We start from the raw sequence: 17320 nt of genomic DNA, 5'->3' as shown, positions 1-17320 counted from the left end.
AGGGCGATCAGGCGTCCAGTTCTCTGGCGGCTTTCAGGCGTTGCCCTGTCAATTCTACGATCTCCCGGGGAATTTCCTTGCCGTGTTTTGACTTCTTTTTATAGGCGCAAAGGATGTAAATGCAGGGCTTGGTGATATAGATATTGCACCGGTAGGTGTTGGTGGCATGGTCTTTGAGAAGTTCATACACCTTGGGTCCGAACTGCGGCAGGGGTTTTGATGCGGAGGGAACCAGGCCATGCTGCCCCTCGTGCAGAGCGTGTCCGAAAGCCTTGCAGACCTCGGGGCCAAGATCCATCAGTTCCTTTCTGCTGCTGCCAAGAAAACGAATGGTCTTGGCTACCGGTGGACCGGTCTTTTCGTGGCCCATTGTGCGGCTTTGGGTAGCAGCCATCGTGTGTCTTCTCGTTTTATTCCTTTAAGGCATATTGGGGCTGTCGTCAATGGCCCTGCCGCTTGGGCCCGGGTCGCGACGGCAGCAGGCGGAAGAGTTGGAAAGCAGTCCGCCCTTGCCTGTTGCCCCTACATCCGGTTGAGCGGCACGTTGGCGTAGGCTTCGTCGAAATCGTCGTCGAGTTCGGACACGAACCGGGCCGGGTCGAAGCTGCCGCCGCAGCTCCGGCAGGTGAGCATCACCGTCAGGCAGGTGCGGTCAAAGGTCAGTTTTTGGCCGCAGGTGGGGCAGGCAATGCTCTTGGCCGTGGTCGGCTCGAATTTGATGCGCGAGAAAAAAGCCATGGCGTCTCCTTACACGATGTTCGCGTCGCTTAAAATAAGCACCAGCCGTTTGAAGACCCCCATGTCGAAATGGCCCGACATCTCCTCGCGCATGAGCCGCAAGGCCTGAAATGCCGGCATGGCCGAGGCGTAGGACCGGGCGGTGGTCAGGGCGTCGTAGACGTCGGCCACGGACAGGGCGCGGACATGGATCGGGATGAGCTCGCCGGCCAGGCCGCCGGGGTAGCCCGAGCCGTCCATGCGCTCGTGGTGCATGAGGATGCCCTGGGTGGCCGTTGGCGTCAGGGCCACATCCTGGCACAGGGCCACGCCCTTGGTCGGATGGGTGTTGATGATGACGCGCTCTTCCGGGGTCAGGGGCCCGGGTTTGGACAGGATCTCGGTCGGGATGTGGGTCTTGCCGATGTCGTGCAACAGTGCGCCGATGCCGGCCTGGACCAGGGTGTATTCATCGACCTTCATGGATTGCAGGATGGCCACGGTGAAGACGAACACCTGCATGCTGTGGGTGTGCACCGAGTAGTCGTGGGAGAGCAGGGCGGCCATGCAGCGCAGGGATTCGTTGGAGGCCAGAAAGGTCAGGGATTTTTCCACCAGCGAGGCGATGCGGGTGTATTCGCGCTTGCCCATGCCCCGGGGCAGCTTGGTGTCAAAGACGTCCTGCACCACGGCCTCGGCCGTGGTATAGAGCACCTTGGCCCGCTCGGGGACCGGAATGGCCGTGTCGGTCAGGATGTGGGGCAGGTGTTTTTCGATGTAGCGGTTGAAATCCGGCCGCTGTTCGCCCCGGATGTAGACCTCGGCCACGCCGGCGTCGTGGAGCTTTTGCCGATGGCGCGGCGTGAACTGTTCGTTCTCGGCGGCGTAGAGCACAAAGCGTCCGGCCTGGCGGATGTAGACCCGGAATCGTCCGAAGGCCTGGGGAAAGATCATCAGCGGGGAAATGGCGAAATACTGTTCGTCGGTACTGTTTACCCTGGCCTTGCCCAACATGCCGTCCGCTCCTTGCTCGATATCCGGTCGCAGCCCGTGTCCGGGCCATGATAGCTTGTTTCGACCGGTTCCGGTCAGACCTGGGACGGCATGTCCGCTGCCGGTTGGGTCGGCGTGTCCCGGCGCACCAGGGCCAGCCGGCCATCCGCCTGCCGGATCGCTTCCAGGTAAAAATCAAAGGCATCCAGGGTCAGGCACAGGTCGAAATCGGCTTCGGGCACAATGGCCGTGTCGCCGAAAAAGATCTCGGCGCTGGCGGTTTTGCGCAGAAATTGGGGGATGACGGCAAAGGCGTTGGGCACGTCCTGGAGCAGGTTGGCCAGATACATGCCGCACATCCGGTCTTCCGGGGCCGAGGTCATTCCGGCCTTGCCCATGGCCACGACCGAAACCACCGGCGGGGCGGTGGCCAGCAGTTCGGCGGCCGTGGCCGCCATATTGGCAAAGGAGCAGGTCAGGACGCGCTCGGCGCTGCCCATGGCGGCGACCAGGCCGCGCGTGCCGGCGCTGGTGGCGTGGACCAGGGTCCGGCCGGCCAGATCGGCGGCCGCCACCTCGCTTGGCGAGTTGCCGAAATCAAAGCCCGCGGGCTTCAGGCAGTGGCGCTCACCGGCCAGCAGGTAGTCGGGATGGGCCGCCTTGAGGGCCAGCGCCTCTTCCACGCTGTCCACCGGCAGGATGCGCGCGGCTCCGCCGGCAAAGGCATAAGAGGCCACCGAGCAGGCCCGAAACACGTCGATGACCACAGCCACGCCCGAGGCGGCCGCAGCACCGGAAAGCAGTTCCAACATCTTGATACGCACGAGATATCCTCCGCAGCCAAGCTGTATCAGCGCCGGCCCGGTTTGGAAAGCGGGGGCCGGGCCGCCTTGCCGCCGGGGAGGCGAGGTTGTAAAGGAAGGAAAACAACCCCGTATCCGTCGGGAGCCGTCCTCATGCCCAACGCGCCCGAAGAGTCCCCGCCGCTGTTGCCCGTCATCCCGGAGTACAAGCCCTGGCTTGACCGAGTGATTAAGGAAACGGCGGCCGACGCCAGGGCGGCCGATGCCGCCTTTGCCGCGCACCATGGGCCGGCCACCGGTCCAGCCGGCGTGCCCGAGACGCCGCGCGGGACCATTGCCGACGAAACGGCCTGACCGGATACGTCCGCATCGCTGCGAGAAGGAGGGCCGATGGCCCAGTGCGACTGGCGTGAGAAACGCCGGCAAGTCATGTCCCAGGCCCGCCGGGTGGTGGTCAAGGTCGGCAGCGCCGTCCTGGCCGGCCCGGGCGGTATCGATGTGTCCGTCATCGCCTCCCTGGCCCGCCAGATTTCCGATCTGGCCCAGGCCGGCTATGAGGTGCTTCTGGTCTCAAGCGGGGCCGTGGCCGCCGGCCGGGCCGTGCTTGGCGAGCGCTACGACCCGACCTTCCTGCCCCATCGGCAGGCGGCTTCGGCCATCGGCCAAAGCCGCATCATGCACGCCTACGACCAGGAATTCGCCCGCCACGGCCGTATCGCCGCCCAGGTGCTTTTAACCCGCGACGATCTGGACAACCGCGAGCGTTATCTCAATTTGCGCAACACCCTGACCACGCTTTTCGATCTGGGAGCCGTGCCCGTGGTCAATGAAAACGACTGCGTGGCCATTGCCGAGCTGGTTTACGGCGACAACGACTGCCTGGCCGGCCTGCTGGTCGGCACGATCGGTGCGGAACTGTTCGTCAACCTGACCTCGGCCCGGGGCGTTTTTGCCGAGAATCCCGACGACAATCCGGCGGCCGCGCCCATGGAGTGCATCGACAACATCGGCGAGCTCGACCTCGACGCCATGTGCGGGACCAAGACTACCCTGGGCACCGGCGGCATGCATTCCAAGCTCCTTTCGGCCCGGCGGGTGGCCCAGCTCGGCGTGCCGACGCTCATCATCGCCGGCCGCGAAGAGGGGGCGCTGACCCGGGCTCTGGCCGGCGAGGCCGTGGGCACCTTTGTGTTGTCGGGCTGCAAGCCCATCCCCAGGCGCAAGTTCTGGCTGGCCTACCACCACGATCCCCAGGGCACGCTGACCGTGGACGACGGCGCGGTGGGAGCGCTTCGGGACAAGGGCAAAAGCCTGCTTCCGGCCGGCATCGTGGACGTGTCCGGCGATTTCCCGGTCGGGTCCATGGTGCGGGTGGCCACGGTTGCCGGCGAGGTCATCGGCGTTGGGCTGTCCAACTACGCTGCCGAGGATTTGCGAAAGATCATGGGCCTTAAAAGCAGCCGTATTGCCCAGGTGTTGGGCGAGGCCGCCTATGCCGAGGCCGTGCACCGGGACAATCTGCTGCTTGATCCGGCCATCTGACGGCGTGAGCGGCGGGGGCGAAGGTGAAGGCGAAGGCGAGGGGAAAGCCTCCGGCGGCCGGGGCTTTGCCCCGGACCCCACCGGGGGATGATCCCCCCGGACCCCCGCAATGGGAAAAAGGGGGCGGCCGGGCCGCGACAGTGGACGGGAGCGGGAAAAGACATTTCGTCGATCAGGGAACCCGTCGCCAGCGTGTTGGCGTGACGGAGCGGCCGGGAGGGACGGACATGGAAACCGAGGCCAAATGCCGGGAATGGGATGTGTTCGAGACCGACGGCCAATGCGCGGTCTGCGGCAAGAAGGCCGTGTTTTCGCCGATCAAGCCGGGATTTAGCCTGCGCGAGACGCGCTGTTCCTCCTGCCGGGCCAGCCGGCGCACCCGCGATGTGGCCCGGGTGGTGGCCCAACTGGCTGCCGGACCGGCGGTGCGGCGGTTGCCCGAGGCCCTGCCGGCCATGGCCGGCTGGCGGGTGTACGAGGCCCAGGCCGCCGGCCCGCTCCATGACACGCTGCGCTGTCTGCCGGGCTATGTCTGCTCGGAATATCTGCCCGAAATGATTGCCCCCGGGCAATGCACCCAGGCCGGGATTCGGTGCGAGGATCTGGAGCGCCTGAGCTTTGTCGACGCCAGCTTCGATCTGGTCGTCACCCAGGACATCCTGGAGCACGTGGCCGATCCCTGGCAGGCCTTTGACGAGCTGTGGCGCGTCCTGGCTCCGGGCGGGCGGCATGTCTTCACCGTGCCCATGCACGAGGGGCACGCCACCACCGTCCGGGTGCGCTACGACAAGGAAGGCCGGCGCGACGTGCTGCCGCCGGTGCACCACGGCGACCCGGTGCGCCAGGGCGGGTCCCTGGTGGTCACGGATTTCGGCGACGACCTGCCAACGCTGTTGACCCGTCGCGGCCAACCCACCCTCGTGGCCTCCCACGTGGCCTTCTACAAGCCCGCCGAGATGCCGGGCATCATTGAGGGCGACCTCTACGAGCAGTACGTCGCGGCCTGGAAAGCCGGCGAAAAGGCCGGGTTTTTGCGATACAATTCCGTGGTGTTCGTGACGGAAAAGCCGGCCTGAGGCCGACCGGCCCGGCCGGGTGAAGCGAATAAGCCGGTTAATCGCTTCAAATAGTGAAGCGTTTGCGGCTTCCCGGCAACGAGCAACGCCCTCTTTTCCTTTGGCCACCGGCTCGGCTGCGGCAGCGCCGGCCTTGCGCCTGAAGCGATTGTGCGCCATATTCGCTTCATAATATGAAGCGAATAACCTCCCCCCAATATCTTTGGGAACTGCCCGACTGGCCGCAGTTCCGGTTTGACGCGGCCGCCCTGCTTGCGCCCCTGGGCCGGGTACGCCGGTTGCAGGGCGGTCTTTTGTCCCGGGCAACGTCCCTGGGGCTGGTCGCGGACCGCTTGGAGCAGGCGGCCGTGCTGGCTCGGGAAGTGCTGGCCAGCTCCGGCATCGAAGGTGAAAAACTGGATGCGGCCGGGGTGCGTTCCTCGGTGGCCCGGCATCTTGATCTGCCCACTGCTGGCCTGCCTGCCCCTGGTCCCCGGGAGGACGGTGCCGTGGCCGTGGTCCTTGACGCCGTGACCCGCTATGACGCGCCCCTTGACGCTGCGCGGCTTTTTTCCTGGCATGGGGCGCTGTTCCCCACTGGATATGCAGGCTTGCGCCGCATTGGCGTAGGCACCTGGCGGGGCGAGGCCCCCATGCAGGTGGTGTCCGGCCGGGGCAATCGGGAAGTGGTCCATTTCCAGGCGCCGCCCTTTGACCGGGTCGGGCCGGAAATGGAGCGGTTTTTCGGCTGGTGGCGGGCCGGGGCGGCCTTTCCGGGCGGCCAGGTAGGCCGAGATGGCTGGGACGGCCAGGATGGTCTGGTGCGGGCCGGGCTGGCCCATCTGTATTTCCTGACCATCCATCCCTTCGAGGACGGCAACGGCCGGCTGGCCCGGGCCATAACCAAAATGGCCCTGGCCGGGGACGAAGGGTCGCCGGTGCGGCTGTACAGCGCATCGGCCAGGATTTTGGCCGAGCGCGAGGCCTACTACGAGGAGCTGGAGCGCAGCCAGAAGGGCGGACTTGACGTCACCGAGTGGCTGGTCTGGTTTCTGGGGCTGCTTGGCCGGGCCATGGAGCAGGCCGAGGCTGTGGTGGACCGGGTTGTCGGCAAGGCGGCGTTCTGGCAGCGATTTGCGGCCTGCCCGGTCAACGAACGGCAGCGCAAGGTGGTCAACCGGCTGCTTGATGCCGGCGACGCCTTCGAGGGCGGGCTGACCACGCGCAAGTACGCGGCCATGACCAAAACCAGCCGGGCCACGGCCTATCGCGACATTGCCGAACTGGCGGCCTGGGGCATGGTGTTGGAGAATCCGGGCCAGGGGCGAAACGTCAGCTACCGGCTGGCTCCCTAAAAAAGACTGAGCCCCATTTCGCCCCCCCGGCTGGCGCATTCCTCGGCGTGGGCGGAGAGAAATGCCTCTTCCCAGCGGAAGATGTGCTCCACCACATTATTGAGGATCTTGGGCAGGATGGCGGGGAACCGCTCGGCGGTCTTGAGGAATTTTTCCTTGGTCAGCGTCAGGCATTCGACCGGCGTGGCCGCGCGCACCGTGTAGACGGCCTTGGTGGCGGCGAGCAGGCCCAGGCCGCCGAAGAAATAGGCTTGGCCGCGCCGCAGCATCGGGGCCTGGCAGTCGCCTGTGGCGCGCACCACGTCCACTTCGCCGCACAACACGTACCAGCAGCGGTCCATGGCCTCTCCCTGCTCGCACAGAGGGTCGCCCGGGGCAAACGTCTCCACCGTGGACAAATAAGCCAGAACCTTGATCACATCCAGCGGCACACCGTTAAAAAGCGGCTGCTCGCGCAGAACTTCCAGGTAGTCGTTGAATCCGCAGGCCTTGGTGCCGGCGCTACGCCCTTCCGGCTGCTCCGTAGACAAGCTCATAGAGCATCCCCTTTTTTTCCATGAGGCCGGCATAGGAACCGACCTCGACGATCCGGCCGGCCTTCATGACCGCCACCTTGTCGTAATTCTTGATGGTGTCCAGGCGGTGGACCACGGCGATGACCGTGGAGCGCCCGCGCCATTTGGTTTCCAGCAGGTTTTGGATGCGCGACTGGGAGGCGTTGTCCAGGGCCGCGGTGGCCTCGTCGAGAATAAGCACCGGCGGTTCCTTGAGAAAGGCCCGGGCCAGGGCCACTTTCTGGCGCTGGCCGCCCGAGAGCCGGTCGCCCATGGACCCGACCTGGAAGTCCAGGCCGATCTCCAGCACCCGCTCCAGCATGTCCTCTTCGATTAAGAGGCTGACAATGGTCTTTTGGATCTGGTCGAGGATCTTGGGGCTGGTGGTCTTCAAGCGGCCAAAGAGAATGTTGTCCATGACGGTCATGGAATAGAGGTAGTCGTCGCGTCTGAAAAAGGTCACCGCGCCCGGCATGTCGGAGGTCACGCGCTCGGCGAACATGGCCCGGCCCTGGAGCAGCAGGCCTTCCAGGATGTGGGACAGGCCGACGATGGTATGGCGGCCGGGGGTGAAGCGCAGGGCCAGGGTCAACAGCAGGCGCTCGTCCTCGGTTGAGAGCTTGTGCAGCCGCACCCGGGCCAGCCGGCCGGCCAGCTCGCGGTAGGTGTCGAATTCGTCCATGGTGATGGGCGATTGTTCGAAGAAGATGGCGTCCGGGGAGGGCACGTCCTTTAAGATGTCCACGGTGCGGGTGGCCAGTTCCGCGCCGGTCTGCATGAGCAGCATTTTAAGGCCGGCATCGTGGAGAAAGGCGATGAAAAAGGGATTGGCCGGCAGGTTTTCCGGGGCCAGATCGTCCCGGCCTGGGGTGCCGAAGATGATGTTTTCCGCCACGGTGCTGAAGTACAGATACTGGGTCGGGTCGAAAAATTCCACCCACTCGGCCAGGGATTCGGCATGGCCGGCGTGGTAGGCCTCGCGCACCCGGACCACCTTTTTGACCAGATTCTCCTTGCGCCCCTCCTTGAAGACCGAATTGAGGGCAAAGCGCAGGATGTCGGCGAAAAGGCCCACCTGCTGCACCCCGGCGATGATCTCGTCCAGGCTTGGCAGCCCGTCCTCGCCGGAAACGTCGTGGGCGGCGCGCCGGGCGTTTATGGAATAGAGCAGGTTGTCCTTGATGGTGCCTTCGAAAATGAACGGATGCTGGGATACGATGCCCATGTTGTCGGCAATGTCGGACTTGGGCAGGGCGTCGATGTCGTTGCCGTCAAAGGTGGCCGTGCCGGCGCTGTATTTGAGAATCTGGCACAGGCAAAGGGCCAGGGTGGATTTGCCCGAGCCGGAAAAGCCGACCAGGGCCACCAGCTCGCCCGGCGCGATGTCCAGGGACACGCCCTTTAGGAGCTGGATGCCGCCCGGCACCTCCATGACCAGATTCTGGGCCGACAGCGCGCCGGTCAGGGCCAGGGGGGGCCTGGGGTCTTCGGGTTCGGCGGTAAATTCCGGGTCGCCCTGGAAGTATTCCATGATTCGGCTGTAGCTGACCGAGGCGTCCTGGTAGGTCTGGTAAAAATCCATCAGCTCTTTCCAGGGGTCGTAGAGCTTTTCATTGGCCGAGAGGAAGGCCACCAGGGCACCGAGGTCGAAACGGCCGTTGATGGCCAGATAGCCGCCCACCAAAAAGAGCACGAAGGGACCGAGGTTCTGGAAGAAGTTGTTGGAGACCTTGATGGCGAACTTGTACAGGTTCCAGACCACCCGGACCTTGAAGAGCTTGTCGGCCATGACGCCGAAGCGGGAATTTTCCAGGCGGAAGCTGGCGTTGCCGTGGACCTCGTGGATGCCGGAAATGGTCTCGCCGACCAGGGTCGAGAGCTTGCGCCCGGTGTCCACCCGCTGCTTGTTGGCCGCGTTGGCCCGTTTTTGCAGGGCCGGGATGACGATGATGGCTATGGGATAAAGGGCCATGCTGATCACGGCCATGAGCGGATTGAGATAGAAGAGGTAGGCGGCAAAGGCCAAAAGCGTCAGCAGGTTGGTGACCGGCACGGCAATGGCCTGGCCGACGAACTCGCCGGTGTTGGCAACCTCGGTCATAAGCGAGGTTACCACCATGCCCGGCGAGGCCTGGCGGAAAAAGGACATGGGCAGGGTCAGGATGTGGGCGTAGAGCTTTTTGCGCAGATCGGTCAGGGACTCCTGGCCGATGTAGTTTTGCAGGGCGTTTATCGCGAGTTTTAAGCCCGAGGCCGACACCACGCAGGCCAGATAGTAGCCGCAGTAGGTGAGCAGCAGATCGACGCGCTTGAGCGAAATGGCCTGGTTGATGATCTTTTTCTGCATCTCCAGCGGCAACACGCGAACAGCCACCGTGACCACGATGATGATGAGCAGGATGCCCTGAAGCTTCAGGTTGCTGGTCCACACCCAGGAAAACATGGACCGCTTGTAGATGGCGTCAGGGATGTCGGGGCGAAACTTCATGCGGCGGTCCGCCTTTCTTGAGGAATTGGGAGACCACTGTGCCGCGATTTGCCTGTAAAGGCAATCAGACGGCCAGGCGACGGCGTTTTTCGATCAGCGCCATGGCGATGCGGGCCAGATCGCCGAACTGGGGTTTGGAGATCTGTTCATCGGCTCCCACGGACTGGCCTTTGTGGCGCAGTTCGTCGGTAATAAGCGAAGAGAACAGCACCACCGGCAGATGGGCCAGGGCCGGGTTCTCCCGGATGCGGCGGGTCAGGGTGTAGCCGTCGAGCAGCGGCATTTCGATGTCGGAGATGACGATGTCGGGCTGGCGGCGTTCCTGGCCAAGCAGCAGATCCAGGGCCTGCTGCCCGTTGTCGGCCAGGGCCACCTCGAAATTGGCCGCTTCCAGGCGTTCGCGGATCATGTGGCGCATGATGCCGGAATCCTCGGCCACCAGGGCGCGCAGGCGGATTGCCGAGGGCGGCGGGGCGTCGTCGGGCTGGGTGGCGTCGAGTTCGAAGATGATTTTTTCCAGGTCGAGCAACAGGATGAAGCGGCCGTCCTGGCGCACCAGGCCGGTTATGCAGTTGGTGGCCAGACTGGTGATGGAGCGATGGGGCGGTTCGACGTCGCGCCAGTGGAAACGGTGGATATTGGTGACGCCGGAGGCCAGAAAACCGGTGGTGCGGCTGTTGAACCGGGTGACCAGGATGATTTCGTGGTCGCGGCGCACTCGGGGCAGCCCCAGCCACACGGCCAGGTCGAGGACCGGCAGCACGATGTCGCGCAGGGGAATGGTGCCCATGAAGCAGGGATGGGGCGCGCCGGGAATGGGGACCAACCCGGGCGACTCGATGACTTCCAGGACCTTGGCCACGTTGACGCCGTAGGCGGTCAGGCCGCGCTCCGGGCCCTCGTCGATGAAAAACTCGATGATCTCAAGCTCGTTGGTCCCGGCTTCGAGCAGGATATCCGTCTGGGCCATAGAGGCTCCCGGCATTACGCGGCAAAGGTTGGAGAGAAAGCACTCTTGTAACGATAGACGAGTCGTGCCGCCGTGTAAATGCGTCCGCCGCTTTACCCGGACCGGCCGGGCGGTTGACAGGGGCGCTTGGCATCTTATAGCCAGAAAAAGGACCGGCCTGCCGGCCGGACCGGCATCAGGCCGCCAGCGGCGGCGTGGTGCAAAGGAGGAATCGTCATGCGCGCCAATCTTTGCGTACTGGCTTTGATCCTTGCCCTGGTTCCGGCGGCTGCCTGGGCCGGGTCATGGAGTTTTTCCACGCCCTACGGTTCGGCCTCCGGGAGCATCGATCCCAATGCCGTGACCGTCAGTTCGACCGGCAGCCTGGCCATCGACGCCACCACCGTGGGCTGGAATTTCTCCCTGGACAAGGGCTCGACCACGGTCTCCGGGTCGGCTACGGTCAACGGCCAGGACTATTCCGGCAGCCTGGACTGGAGCGACCTGTTCACCTGGCTTTTCGGCTAGTGTTGGATTTCTTGAAAAAGCAGGTCGGTATTTTTAAGAAATAGTTTTTTATTTCAGTTCATTGTCTTGCTTTTTGCAAGCCTGAACTTCGTGGGCGCGACACGAGTCCCGATCCGCCGGACCAAAGCGCCTGGCGGCGTGTGGCCGCAGCCGGGGCCTATCCCCAAGCAGCGGCCGCACGCCCGGATCTCCATGCTCGAACGAGAACTCGAAATATTTGTCTACGGCCCGCACGGCATCCGCCGGTTGTTCGTCTATCGCCGCTGGATGTTCCTGTTGCCGCTGGCGGTGCTGGCTGTCCTGGCCATGGGCGGGGCTTGGCTGTGGCGGTTCCAGTCCGGCTACGAGGCCCTGGCCGTGCGGCGGCTGGCCGTCCTGGGGGAGCTTGCCGCCCAGAAGGCGGCCGCCATGCGCCTGCGCGACCGGGTGCGCCGGGTTGGCGACGAGGCCGGGCGCATTGCCTCGTTTAACGCCAAGCTCGGGGTCATGCTCGACCGGCCCGTCCCGGATCGCGGCGACATGGGCGGGGCGGCCGTTCCCCGGCTGCCGGGGCTGGCCGTGGAAGACAATCTGGGCCGGCGGCTGTTTGATTTTCTCGATGCCCTGGGCACGCGCATGGCCCGGGAGGAAGTGGCGCAGCAGGAACTGGCCCGCAGCCTGCTTGGCCGCAAACTGGAATTTCTGGCCAAGCCGACCCTGTGGCCGGCCCGGGGCTTCATCACCTCGGCCTTCGGCTCTCGGCCCTCGCCCTTTGGCCGGGGCGGCGATTTCCACAATGGCGTGGACATCAAGGTGCCAACCGGCAGCCCGGTCTATGCGGCCGGGGCCGGCCGGGTCACCGAGGCCGACACCATGAGCGGCTATGGCCTGCGTGTGGTCATCAGCCATGATTACGGGCTGGAAACCGTCTATGCCCACCTCAAGAAGATCGAGGTCAAGCCCGGCCAGCAGGTCCGCCGGGGCCAGGTCATTGCCCAGTCCGGCAATTCCGGACGCACCACCGGCTCGCATCTGCACTACGAGGTGCGCGCGGACGGCACCCCGGTCAATCCCCGGCAGTATCTGCTCGATTAGCCGGGCTGTTTTCGGCCACACGCTGCCGTACTGCCCGCCATCCCGCCATCAGGGCCTCCCAGGCCGTATCCAGGTCGCGCCTGGCCGCGACTGCCATTTGCTCCCGGCTAAAAAGCCCGTCGAGCTTGGTTCTGGCTCCAAGCAACTGGCCCACGGCCGCAGCACTCCGGGCCTGGCCCGGACCGGCGTGCTGGTGGTGGCCCACGGCCAGGGTGCCGGCGTAGACCGCCCGGCCTCCGGCCAGAAAGCCGGTCAGGTCCCGGGCCAGATCGTCGAACTGGCTGGGGGAGAAACGGAGGTCAAAGGGGGCCGGCCCGGCCAGGGCCCGGCCGCGAAAGAGATGGCAGCAGCCCGAGACCGAGGCGCAGGGGCGAAGCGCAGCCAAAAGCCCCAGGTCCGGCCCCGGACCGTAATTGACGAGGGGGCGCACGCTGTGGGCCGCATCCGGAGGCAGCAGGCGCACGTCGGCCGCCTGGGCCATCCGGGCGGCTCCCGGAGCGGCGGCCACGATGCGCGCTCCGGCCACGTCGGCGGTCCTGTCGGCGGCCAGGGCCGCAGCCAGGCGCTCCAGCCAGTCGGGCGGCAGGCTCACGTCGTCGTCCACATAGGCGGCCAGATCATCCGGGCCAAGGCCGGCGGTTCGGGCCAGCCAGTTGCGGGCAGCCGGCGCGCCGACATTGACCGGCAGCCGGACGACCGCGAAACGCTTTGGGGCGAACCGGGCGGCCAGGGACCGGCATACGGCGGCGGTGTCGTCCGTGCTGCCGTTATCGAGCACCGTGACCCGGGCCGGGCCCAGGCGGCTGTCGGCCAGACTGGCCAGGGTCCGACCGAGCAGCCCGGCCCGGTTCCAGGTGTAGACAAAGACGTGGAGCCGGCCGGGCAGGGCGTCAAGGGCCGCCGGGGCCGGAGGACAGAGCAGGGCATGGAGCCGGGCGGTCAGGTCGGGATGCCAGTTTTCCGTGGCCCAGAGCCGGGCCAGGACGGCGGCCGCGCCGTCCGTATCGCCGGTTTCGGCCAGACCGGCGGCCGTGGCCAGGGCGGCAAAGCGCGGGAAACAGGCCTGGTCGAGCTGGGCCAGGGCGGCCTGGACGGCTGGCGGCCCGTCCCAGGCCAGGGCGGCCTCGGCAGCCAGACGCGCCCCGAGCGGAGCCAGGGCCGGATCGCTGCCCAGCCGGGCGGCGATGTCCCGGGCCAGCTCGGCCATGCCCCGGGCCAGGGCAAAGGCAAAGCCCCGGCCGCACCAGTACAGCCCGTCGGCCGGGTCGGCCAGACCCCGCTCCAACAAGGCCAGGGCCGGGCCGGGGTCCGGGGCCTCGGCCAGGGCGGCGAAATCGCGGGTGTTGGCCGGGCGGCGCAGCCGGCGGCCCAGTTCGCGCAGCAGGCTGCGCCGGGCCGGAGCCTCGCCAAGCACCCGGCCGGCGGCGCGGGCCGCGGCGGCAAAGGCCGGATCGAGGGGGGCGCGTTCAAAGTTCCAGGCGGCCAGCCGGGCGGCGATGCCGGAGAATTTGGGCTGGCCGGCTGCCAGGGCGGCCAACTGCCCGGCCAGATGCCGGGACAGCCAGGAACCCTCCAGGCCAAAGGCCCACAAGGGCAGGTCGCGGCGCAGGCTGTCTGGAGCAGGATAAGCTGCAATTGCAGGATGTTGCATCATTTTTTGCGCACCTTGGCGGGCAGCGCGACCCCCTCGCAATTTGACGAACGCCGCATAACCGGGCATGTATCGCACGCTTTCCGGCACATGATCAAACCACGTCGCAGGGAACTCGCGGCGGGCTATGAGGAACTGATATGCTCCGAGGAAAATCCCGACTTTTTCTGGCCTTCCTGCTGGCCGGGCTGGCCGTGGCGTTCGTCCCAGGGTGCAGCAAGTACGACGGGCTGGAGCGCAACATGCAATACGTCTCCGACGATCTGTTGCGCAAGGACGCCGAGATGGCCTGGCGGCAGGTCAACGAGGCCCACGCCGCCTGGACCAAGGCCGGCAGCAGCCATGACAAGGATAACGCCGAGTTCGTCGTCTACCAGGATGCGTATGGTCGCTATGCTGTGATCTACAACGAACTTTTTGACCGTCAGGACAAGCCTTTTGGCGGCCGTCTGGGCAAAGAAACCGATACCCTGCCGCCGCCGCCGCCCGGGGTGAGCGTCCCTGTTACCGCACCCAAGGCTGCGCCGGCCGTGCCCGTCAATACCCCGGCCGGCCGCGAGCTCAATGATGCGGCCACGCCGGCCCCGGCAGCCATGGCTCCGGTTTCGGCCGCTCCCCGGCCGGTGGCTCCGGCTGTGGCTGCGCCTGTGGCTGCAACGGGGGATACGTCCGCGACTGCGCCCGCGTCCAAGCCGGCCCGCGCCGCCACCACCCGCCCGGCCGGTCCGGGCAGCTACCTGATCCAGCCCGGCGACACCCTCTATTCCATAGCCAAGCGCCATGGGATCAGCGAAAAACGCCTCATGGACGCCAACAGCCTGACCGATCCGCGCAAGATCGCGGCCGGCAAGCAGCTCACCATCCCGACGCCCTGACCCCGGGGCCGGCGATTTCGGGCGGGAAGGAACACAGGCCCGCCTGTCTTGCCGCCAGGCGGACTCGTCACACCGGGTCCGCCAAAAGGCCTTCGGTCAGTCGCCGAAGGCCTTTTTCATGGCGCAAAGCAACGTGTTGAGCCGTTTGTCATAGGTATGTTCGGCCAGGATGCGCTGCCGGGCCGCCCCGGTCAGGCGGGCGCGCTCGGCCGGATGGGCGAGATAGTGGCGCACCATGTCCCCGATGGCCTCGGGGTGGTCGTAGACCGCACACTCGCCGCCGACATCGAACAAGGCGCCAAGCTGCTCCCGGGCGTCGGTCAGGACAAAGCCGCCGCAGGCCGGCACGTCAAAGACCCGCTGGTTGACGGCCCCCTTCATCTGCAGGCTGGTGGTGTTGAGGCTGACCGCACTCTGGGGATAAAACTGCGGCAGCTCGTCGTAATAGTCCAGGGGGGCGATACGCCGCCAGCCGGGGCCGGCCTTGGAAAGGACCGTATCCCAGGCCGCGTCCCCGGCGATGAGCGGGGCAAAGGGCAAAAGCCCGGCCACGCAGGCGTGGCGGACCAGCCGGGTGGCCTCCCAGGTCAGGGCCTTCTCCGCGTCGAGCCGGTCCTCGGCCCCGTCCAGGGCGGCATAGGCCGGGCCGCAGGCGGGGTGGGCCGCCAGGAACCGCCGGGCGCTTTTCTCCGGCGAAGCGGCAAATGCGGCTGCCGCTTCGGGCAGGGCGGCAGCCAGGGCCGGGACATGGGCCAGCCGCTCCAGGGCCTCGGCCGCCTGGGACACCATGGACGCCCCCACAAACGACACATCGGCCTGCCAGGGGTGGCCCGGAGTCGGGTCGCGCCGGGTGAACCGCCCGGTATCCGTGGCCAGGGGCAGCCAGGCGGTGTGGGCGTAGCCCAGTTCCCGCATCTCGGCGGCAGCGTCGGCGTCGTAGGAAAAGAGCATGGTTCCGGCCGTGGCCAGTCCGGCATAGTCATGAAGGACCAGCCGTGGGCTGTCGACAAACCAGGAGGCCAGGGGCAGGCCGATGTCGGCCAACAGCCCGGCCAGCCGCCCCTGGCGGTCCAGGCCCAGGTGGTTGACGGTCAGCGCGAAATCCGGGCGAAAGCGGGCGACCGCCGCCAGGAGGGCCTCCACCGTGGCCGACTCGCCGCGTTCGCCCTGGCCCATGTCCAGGGTGAGAAAGGGGACGCCAAGCCGGGTGAGCGCGGCCTCGATTTCCCGGTAGAGAAAATAGGGCCGGCGCAGGATGAGCACCCGGTGGCTCTCGGCCGTAAACCGGCGGTAGCCGAGCTGTTGGCGCAGGGCCTCATAGCGGGCAATGCCGGCGGTGGCCCCGGCGTACCAGCCGGGGTCCAGGCGCGGGTAGGCCGGGTGGACGATGGGACACAGGCGGGCAAAGCCGGCGCTTCGGGCGGCGTCGGCGGCCCTGGCGGCCGCGGCCAAAGGGTCGGGGTCGTCGCAAAAACGCACGGCCGGGTCATCGGCAAATCGGGCGCGCAGGCCGGTTGCCGCGTCTATGGCCGTCTCCCGGTCCAGGACAAAGACCGGGGCGTACCCGGCCCCGCGCACGGCAGCGATGCCGGCCCCCAGGCCCGCCCCGACAAAGACCGGCAGGCAACCCGGTCCGGCCGCGGCCGCAGCAGCCAGGGCCCTGCCGCCCTCGGCCGCAGCCCCGCCCCGCCCGGCCAGATGGCGGACCTTGCCGGCCACGGTCAGGCGCACGTCGGCCACGGACCCGTCCGGGGCGTACAGGGCCGTTGCGGCATAGTCAGATGGCATGGCGCTTCATGTCGCGATCGCAAAATCCGAATGTGTCTCTGACCATCTTCCGCTGCGGCAACACAGCGCCGTCCGCCGGAGCAACGGTGGTTCCCGTCACGCTCAAAAAACAATTTTCGCGTCTCGCCCCGGCCACGCACCCGGTCAAATCAAACGTCCCCCAGGTGGGATTCCAAAGGGCTCAGCCTTTGGCCGCCGGAGGCACTCTTCCTTCTTCCTCCCGCTTCCCCTTACTGGCTGCCGCAGCAGCGGGCGCTCTTGAAGCTTGAGCAGGGCAGCGGGTCAATGGCCACGGTGATGCAGCCGGCGGTGGTGTCCCGGATGATGCGTCCGGACGGCATCCGGCCGTGCCACACCCGGCTGGAGAAGATGGCCAGATCGCCGTTTATCTGGACGTAGAAATCGGCAAAGCCCTTGGCGTAGTGGCTGTTGAACACGAAGACGCCGTCGCGTATGCCAAGGAAGCTGTATTTTTCCGGCTCTTTGCAGGTGAGGATGGCCAGGGCCTGGCGGAAGGCGCAGATCATCACCGCCTGTTCGTCAAAGGCTGCCGCCCGGCTGGGCAGGCTGCCGAAGCCAAGCGCCAGGACCAGGATCATGAGCATCACGCGTTTCATACCGTCCTCCCCGGCCGCCCGGCCGTCATCAGCCATCCCTTCGGCCCTTCCAGTCTATTCTTAAGGGACCGGGGTTTCACTGCCAGTCCTGTCTTGTCGCGCAAACGTCGCCTGGCGTCCAGCAACCGGCCACGGTCGAAGCGGTTGGCTGGGAAAAATCGAGGTATTTGGTAGGGACAGGCACTTTGAGCGCAGAGCGTTTTGCGTCTTGGGGCCAGGGGCGCAGGGGCTTGGCAAAGGGGACATGTCTCAACGGGGGGTGTCTTGTCGCGAGAGCCGGCCGGCTGGGGAATGCGGCAGATGCCGAGGCACGGGGTGGGCCGACTGCCCA

At 66.3% G+C, this 17320-nt stretch carries 17 protein-coding genes; 7 read left to right on the top strand and 10 right to left on the bottom strand.

Annotated features, from left to right (window positions below; translation table 11 throughout):
* Positions 1-7: 7 nt before the first annotated feature.
* The 4 genes from DVDV_RS01505 to DVDV_RS01490 all read right to left on the bottom strand — a co-directional run bounded on the left by DVDV_RS01505 (position 8) and on the right by DVDV_RS01490 (position 2534).
* Complete coding sequence (locus tag DVDV_RS01505) at positions 8-394, bottom strand: type II toxin-antitoxin system RelE/ParE family toxin (RefSeq protein ID WP_083634539.1); 387 nt, start codon at positions 392-394, stop codon at positions 8-10.
* A gap of 128 nt (positions 395-522) precedes the next feature.
* On the bottom strand, positions 523-738 hold the full coding sequence (locus tag DVDV_RS01500) for a dual CXXC motif small (seleno)protein (RefSeq protein ID WP_075352962.1): 216 nt from the start codon (positions 736-738) through the stop codon (positions 523-525).
* Positions 739-747: 9 nt separating this feature from the next.
* A complete protein-coding gene (locus tag DVDV_RS01495; protein WP_075352961.1) occupies positions 748-1731 on the bottom strand; it encodes an HD-GYP domain-containing protein in 984 nt (327 codons plus the stop codon).
* Positions 1732-1805: 74 nt separating this feature from the next.
* The gene (locus DVDV_RS01490; RefSeq protein WP_075352960.1) at positions 1806-2534 is read right to left on the bottom strand and encodes a 2-phosphosulfolactate phosphatase; all 729 of its coding nucleotides are present in this window, start codon (positions 2532-2534) and stop codon (positions 1806-1808) included.
* Positions 2535-2666: 132 nt separating this feature from the next.
* Between DVDV_RS01490 and DVDV_RS01485 the strand changes: the two genes are divergently transcribed.
* The 4 genes from DVDV_RS01485 to DVDV_RS01470 all read left to right on the top strand — a co-directional run bounded on the left by DVDV_RS01485 (position 2667) and on the right by DVDV_RS01470 (position 6465).
* Entirely contained in the window at positions 2667-2867 is a 201-nt protein-coding gene (locus DVDV_RS01485; protein ID WP_075352959.1) for a hypothetical protein, read from the top strand.
* 36 nt (positions 2868-2903) lie between these two features.
* Positions 2904-4055, top strand: a complete 1152-nt coding sequence (gene proB, locus DVDV_RS01480) for a glutamate 5-kinase (protein WP_075352958.1) — start codon at positions 2904-2906, stop codon at positions 4053-4055.
* A 227-nt stretch (positions 4056-4282) separates the two neighbouring features.
* On the top strand, positions 4283-5131 hold the full coding sequence (locus DVDV_RS01475; protein ID WP_075352957.1) for a class I SAM-dependent methyltransferase: 849 nt from the start codon (positions 4283-4285) through the stop codon (positions 5129-5131).
* 173 nt (positions 5132-5304) lie between these two features.
* On the top strand, positions 5305-6465 hold the full coding sequence (locus tag DVDV_RS01470; protein WP_075352956.1) for a Fic family protein: 1161 nt from the start codon (positions 5305-5307) through the stop codon (positions 6463-6465).
* On the opposite strand, the gene DVDV_RS01465 is transcribed toward DVDV_RS01470, so the two are convergent.
* The 3 genes from DVDV_RS01465 to DVDV_RS01455 all read right to left on the bottom strand — a co-directional run bounded on the left by DVDV_RS01465 (position 6462) and on the right by DVDV_RS01455 (position 10477).
* A complete protein-coding gene (locus DVDV_RS01465; protein WP_075352955.1) occupies positions 6462-7001 on the bottom strand; it encodes a cyclic nucleotide-binding domain-containing protein in 540 nt (179 codons plus the stop codon). The two genes, DVDV_RS01470 and DVDV_RS01465, sit on opposite strands and share 4 nt — an antisense overlap.
* Positions 6967-9507: an ABC transporter ATP-binding protein/permease gene (locus tag DVDV_RS01460; protein ID WP_075352954.1), complete on the bottom strand. Its 2541-nt coding sequence runs from the start codon at positions 9505-9507 to the stop codon at positions 6967-6969. The genes DVDV_RS01465 and DVDV_RS01460 overlap by 35 nt, the downstream gene beginning before the upstream one ends.
* 64 nt (positions 9508-9571) lie before the next feature.
* Positions 9572-10477, bottom strand: coding sequence for a chemotaxis protein (locus DVDV_RS01455; RefSeq protein WP_075352953.1), 906 nt, complete (start codon positions 10475-10477; stop codon positions 9572-9574).
* Positions 10478-10693: 216 nt separating this feature from the next.
* On the opposite strand from DVDV_RS01455, the gene DVDV_RS01450 reads away from it, so the two are divergent.
* Positions 10694-10984: a hypothetical protein gene (locus DVDV_RS01450; protein ID WP_075352952.1), complete on the top strand. Its 291-nt coding sequence runs from the start codon at positions 10694-10696 to the stop codon at positions 10982-10984.
* A gap of 192 nt (positions 10985-11176) precedes the next feature.
* Positions 11177-12058, top strand: coding sequence for a M23 family metallopeptidase (locus DVDV_RS01445; RefSeq protein WP_075352951.1), 882 nt, complete (start codon positions 11177-11179; stop codon positions 12056-12058).
* On the opposite strand, the gene DVDV_RS01440 is transcribed toward DVDV_RS01445, so the two are convergent.
* Entirely contained in the window at positions 12030-13712 is a 1683-nt protein-coding gene (locus tag DVDV_RS01440; RefSeq protein WP_075352950.1) for a glycosyltransferase, read from the bottom strand. The two genes, DVDV_RS01445 and DVDV_RS01440, sit on opposite strands and share 29 nt — an antisense overlap.
* Positions 13713-13849: 137 nt before the next feature.
* Here DVDV_RS01440 and DVDV_RS01435 point away from each other — a divergent pair, with 137 nt between their 5' ends.
* Positions 13850-14584: a LysM domain-containing protein gene (locus DVDV_RS01435; RefSeq protein WP_075352949.1), complete on the top strand. Its 735-nt coding sequence runs from the start codon at positions 13850-13852 to the stop codon at positions 14582-14584.
* Between the two features lie 96 nt (positions 14585-14680).
* Here DVDV_RS01435 and DVDV_RS23720 read toward each other — a convergent pair whose 3' ends face one another.
* Together DVDV_RS23720 and DVDV_RS01425 are read right to left on the bottom strand one after the other, a co-directional pair.
* Positions 14681-16372 carry a glycosyltransferase gene (locus DVDV_RS23720; RefSeq protein WP_075352948.1) on the bottom strand — a complete coding sequence of 564 codons (1692 nt, stop codon included), beginning with the start codon at positions 16370-16372 and terminating at the stop codon, positions 14681-14683.
* Positions 16373-16602: 230 nt separating this feature from the next.
* Positions 16603-16989 carry a hypothetical protein gene (locus DVDV_RS01425; protein WP_075353017.1) on the bottom strand — a complete coding sequence of 129 codons (387 nt, stop codon included), beginning with the start codon at positions 16987-16989 and terminating at the stop codon, positions 16603-16605.
* Positions 16990-17320: the final 331 nt, after the last annotated feature.

It is taken from the genome of Desulfovibrio sp. DV, assembly GCF_001936595.1.
Taxonomy (GTDB): Bacteria; Desulfobacterota; Desulfovibrionia; order Desulfovibrionales; family Desulfovibrionaceae; genus Solidesulfovibrio.
The sequence above is the reverse complement of the archived record's forward strand: the minus strand, read 5'-3'. Positions and strand labels throughout refer to the sequence as shown.

Coding starts and splice junctions, on each gene's coding strand:
- DVDV_RS01455 (WP_075352953.1), bottom strand. CDS start 10,477: ATGGCCCAGACGGATATCCTGCTCGAAGCCGGGACCAACGAGCTTGAG.
- DVDV_RS01445 (WP_075352951.1), top strand. CDS start 11,177: ATGCTCGAACGAGAACTCGAAATATTTGTCTACGGCCCGCACGGCATC.
- DVDV_RS01465 (WP_075352955.1), bottom strand. CDS start 7,001: ATGAGCTTGTCTACGGAGCAGCCGGAAGGGCGTAGCGCCGGCACCAAG.
- proB (WP_075352958.1), top strand. CDS start 2,904: ATGGCCCAGTGCGACTGGCGTGAGAAACGCCGGCAAGTCATGTCCCAG.
- DVDV_RS23720 (WP_075352948.1), bottom strand. CDS start 16,372: ATGCCATCTGACTATGCCGCAACGGCCCTGTACGCCCCGGACGGGTCC.
- DVDV_RS01485 (WP_075352959.1), top strand. CDS start 2,667: ATGCCCAACGCGCCCGAAGAGTCCCCGCCGCTGTTGCCCGTCATCCCG.
- DVDV_RS01475 (WP_075352957.1), top strand. CDS start 4,283: ATGGAAACCGAGGCCAAATGCCGGGAATGGGATGTGTTCGAGACCGAC.
- DVDV_RS01500 (WP_075352962.1), bottom strand. CDS start 738: ATGGCTTTTTTCTCGCGCATCAAATTCGAGCCGACCACGGCCAAGAGC.
- DVDV_RS01435 (WP_075352949.1), top strand. CDS start 13,850: ATGCTCCGAGGAAAATCCCGACTTTTTCTGGCCTTCCTGCTGGCCGGG.
- DVDV_RS01440 (WP_075352950.1), bottom strand. CDS start 13,712: ATGATGCAACATCCTGCAATTGCAGCTTATCCTGCTCCAGACAGCCTG.
- DVDV_RS01495 (WP_075352961.1), bottom strand. CDS start 1,731: ATGTTGGGCAAGGCCAGGGTAAACAGTACCGACGAACAGTATTTCGCC.
- DVDV_RS01425 (WP_075353017.1), bottom strand. CDS start 16,989: ATGAAACGCGTGATGCTCATGATCCTGGTCCTGGCGCTTGGCTTCGGC.
- DVDV_RS01505 (WP_083634539.1), bottom strand. CDS start 394: ATGGCTGCTACCCAAAGCCGCACAATGGGCCACGAAAAGACCGGTCCA.
- DVDV_RS01470 (WP_075352956.1), top strand. CDS start 5,305: ATGAAGCGAATAACCTCCCCCCAATATCTTTGGGAACTGCCCGACTGG.
- DVDV_RS01450 (WP_075352952.1), top strand. CDS start 10,694: ATGCGCGCCAATCTTTGCGTACTGGCTTTGATCCTTGCCCTGGTTCCG.
- DVDV_RS01460 (WP_075352954.1), bottom strand. CDS start 9,507: ATGAAGTTTCGCCCCGACATCCCTGACGCCATCTACAAGCGGTCCATG.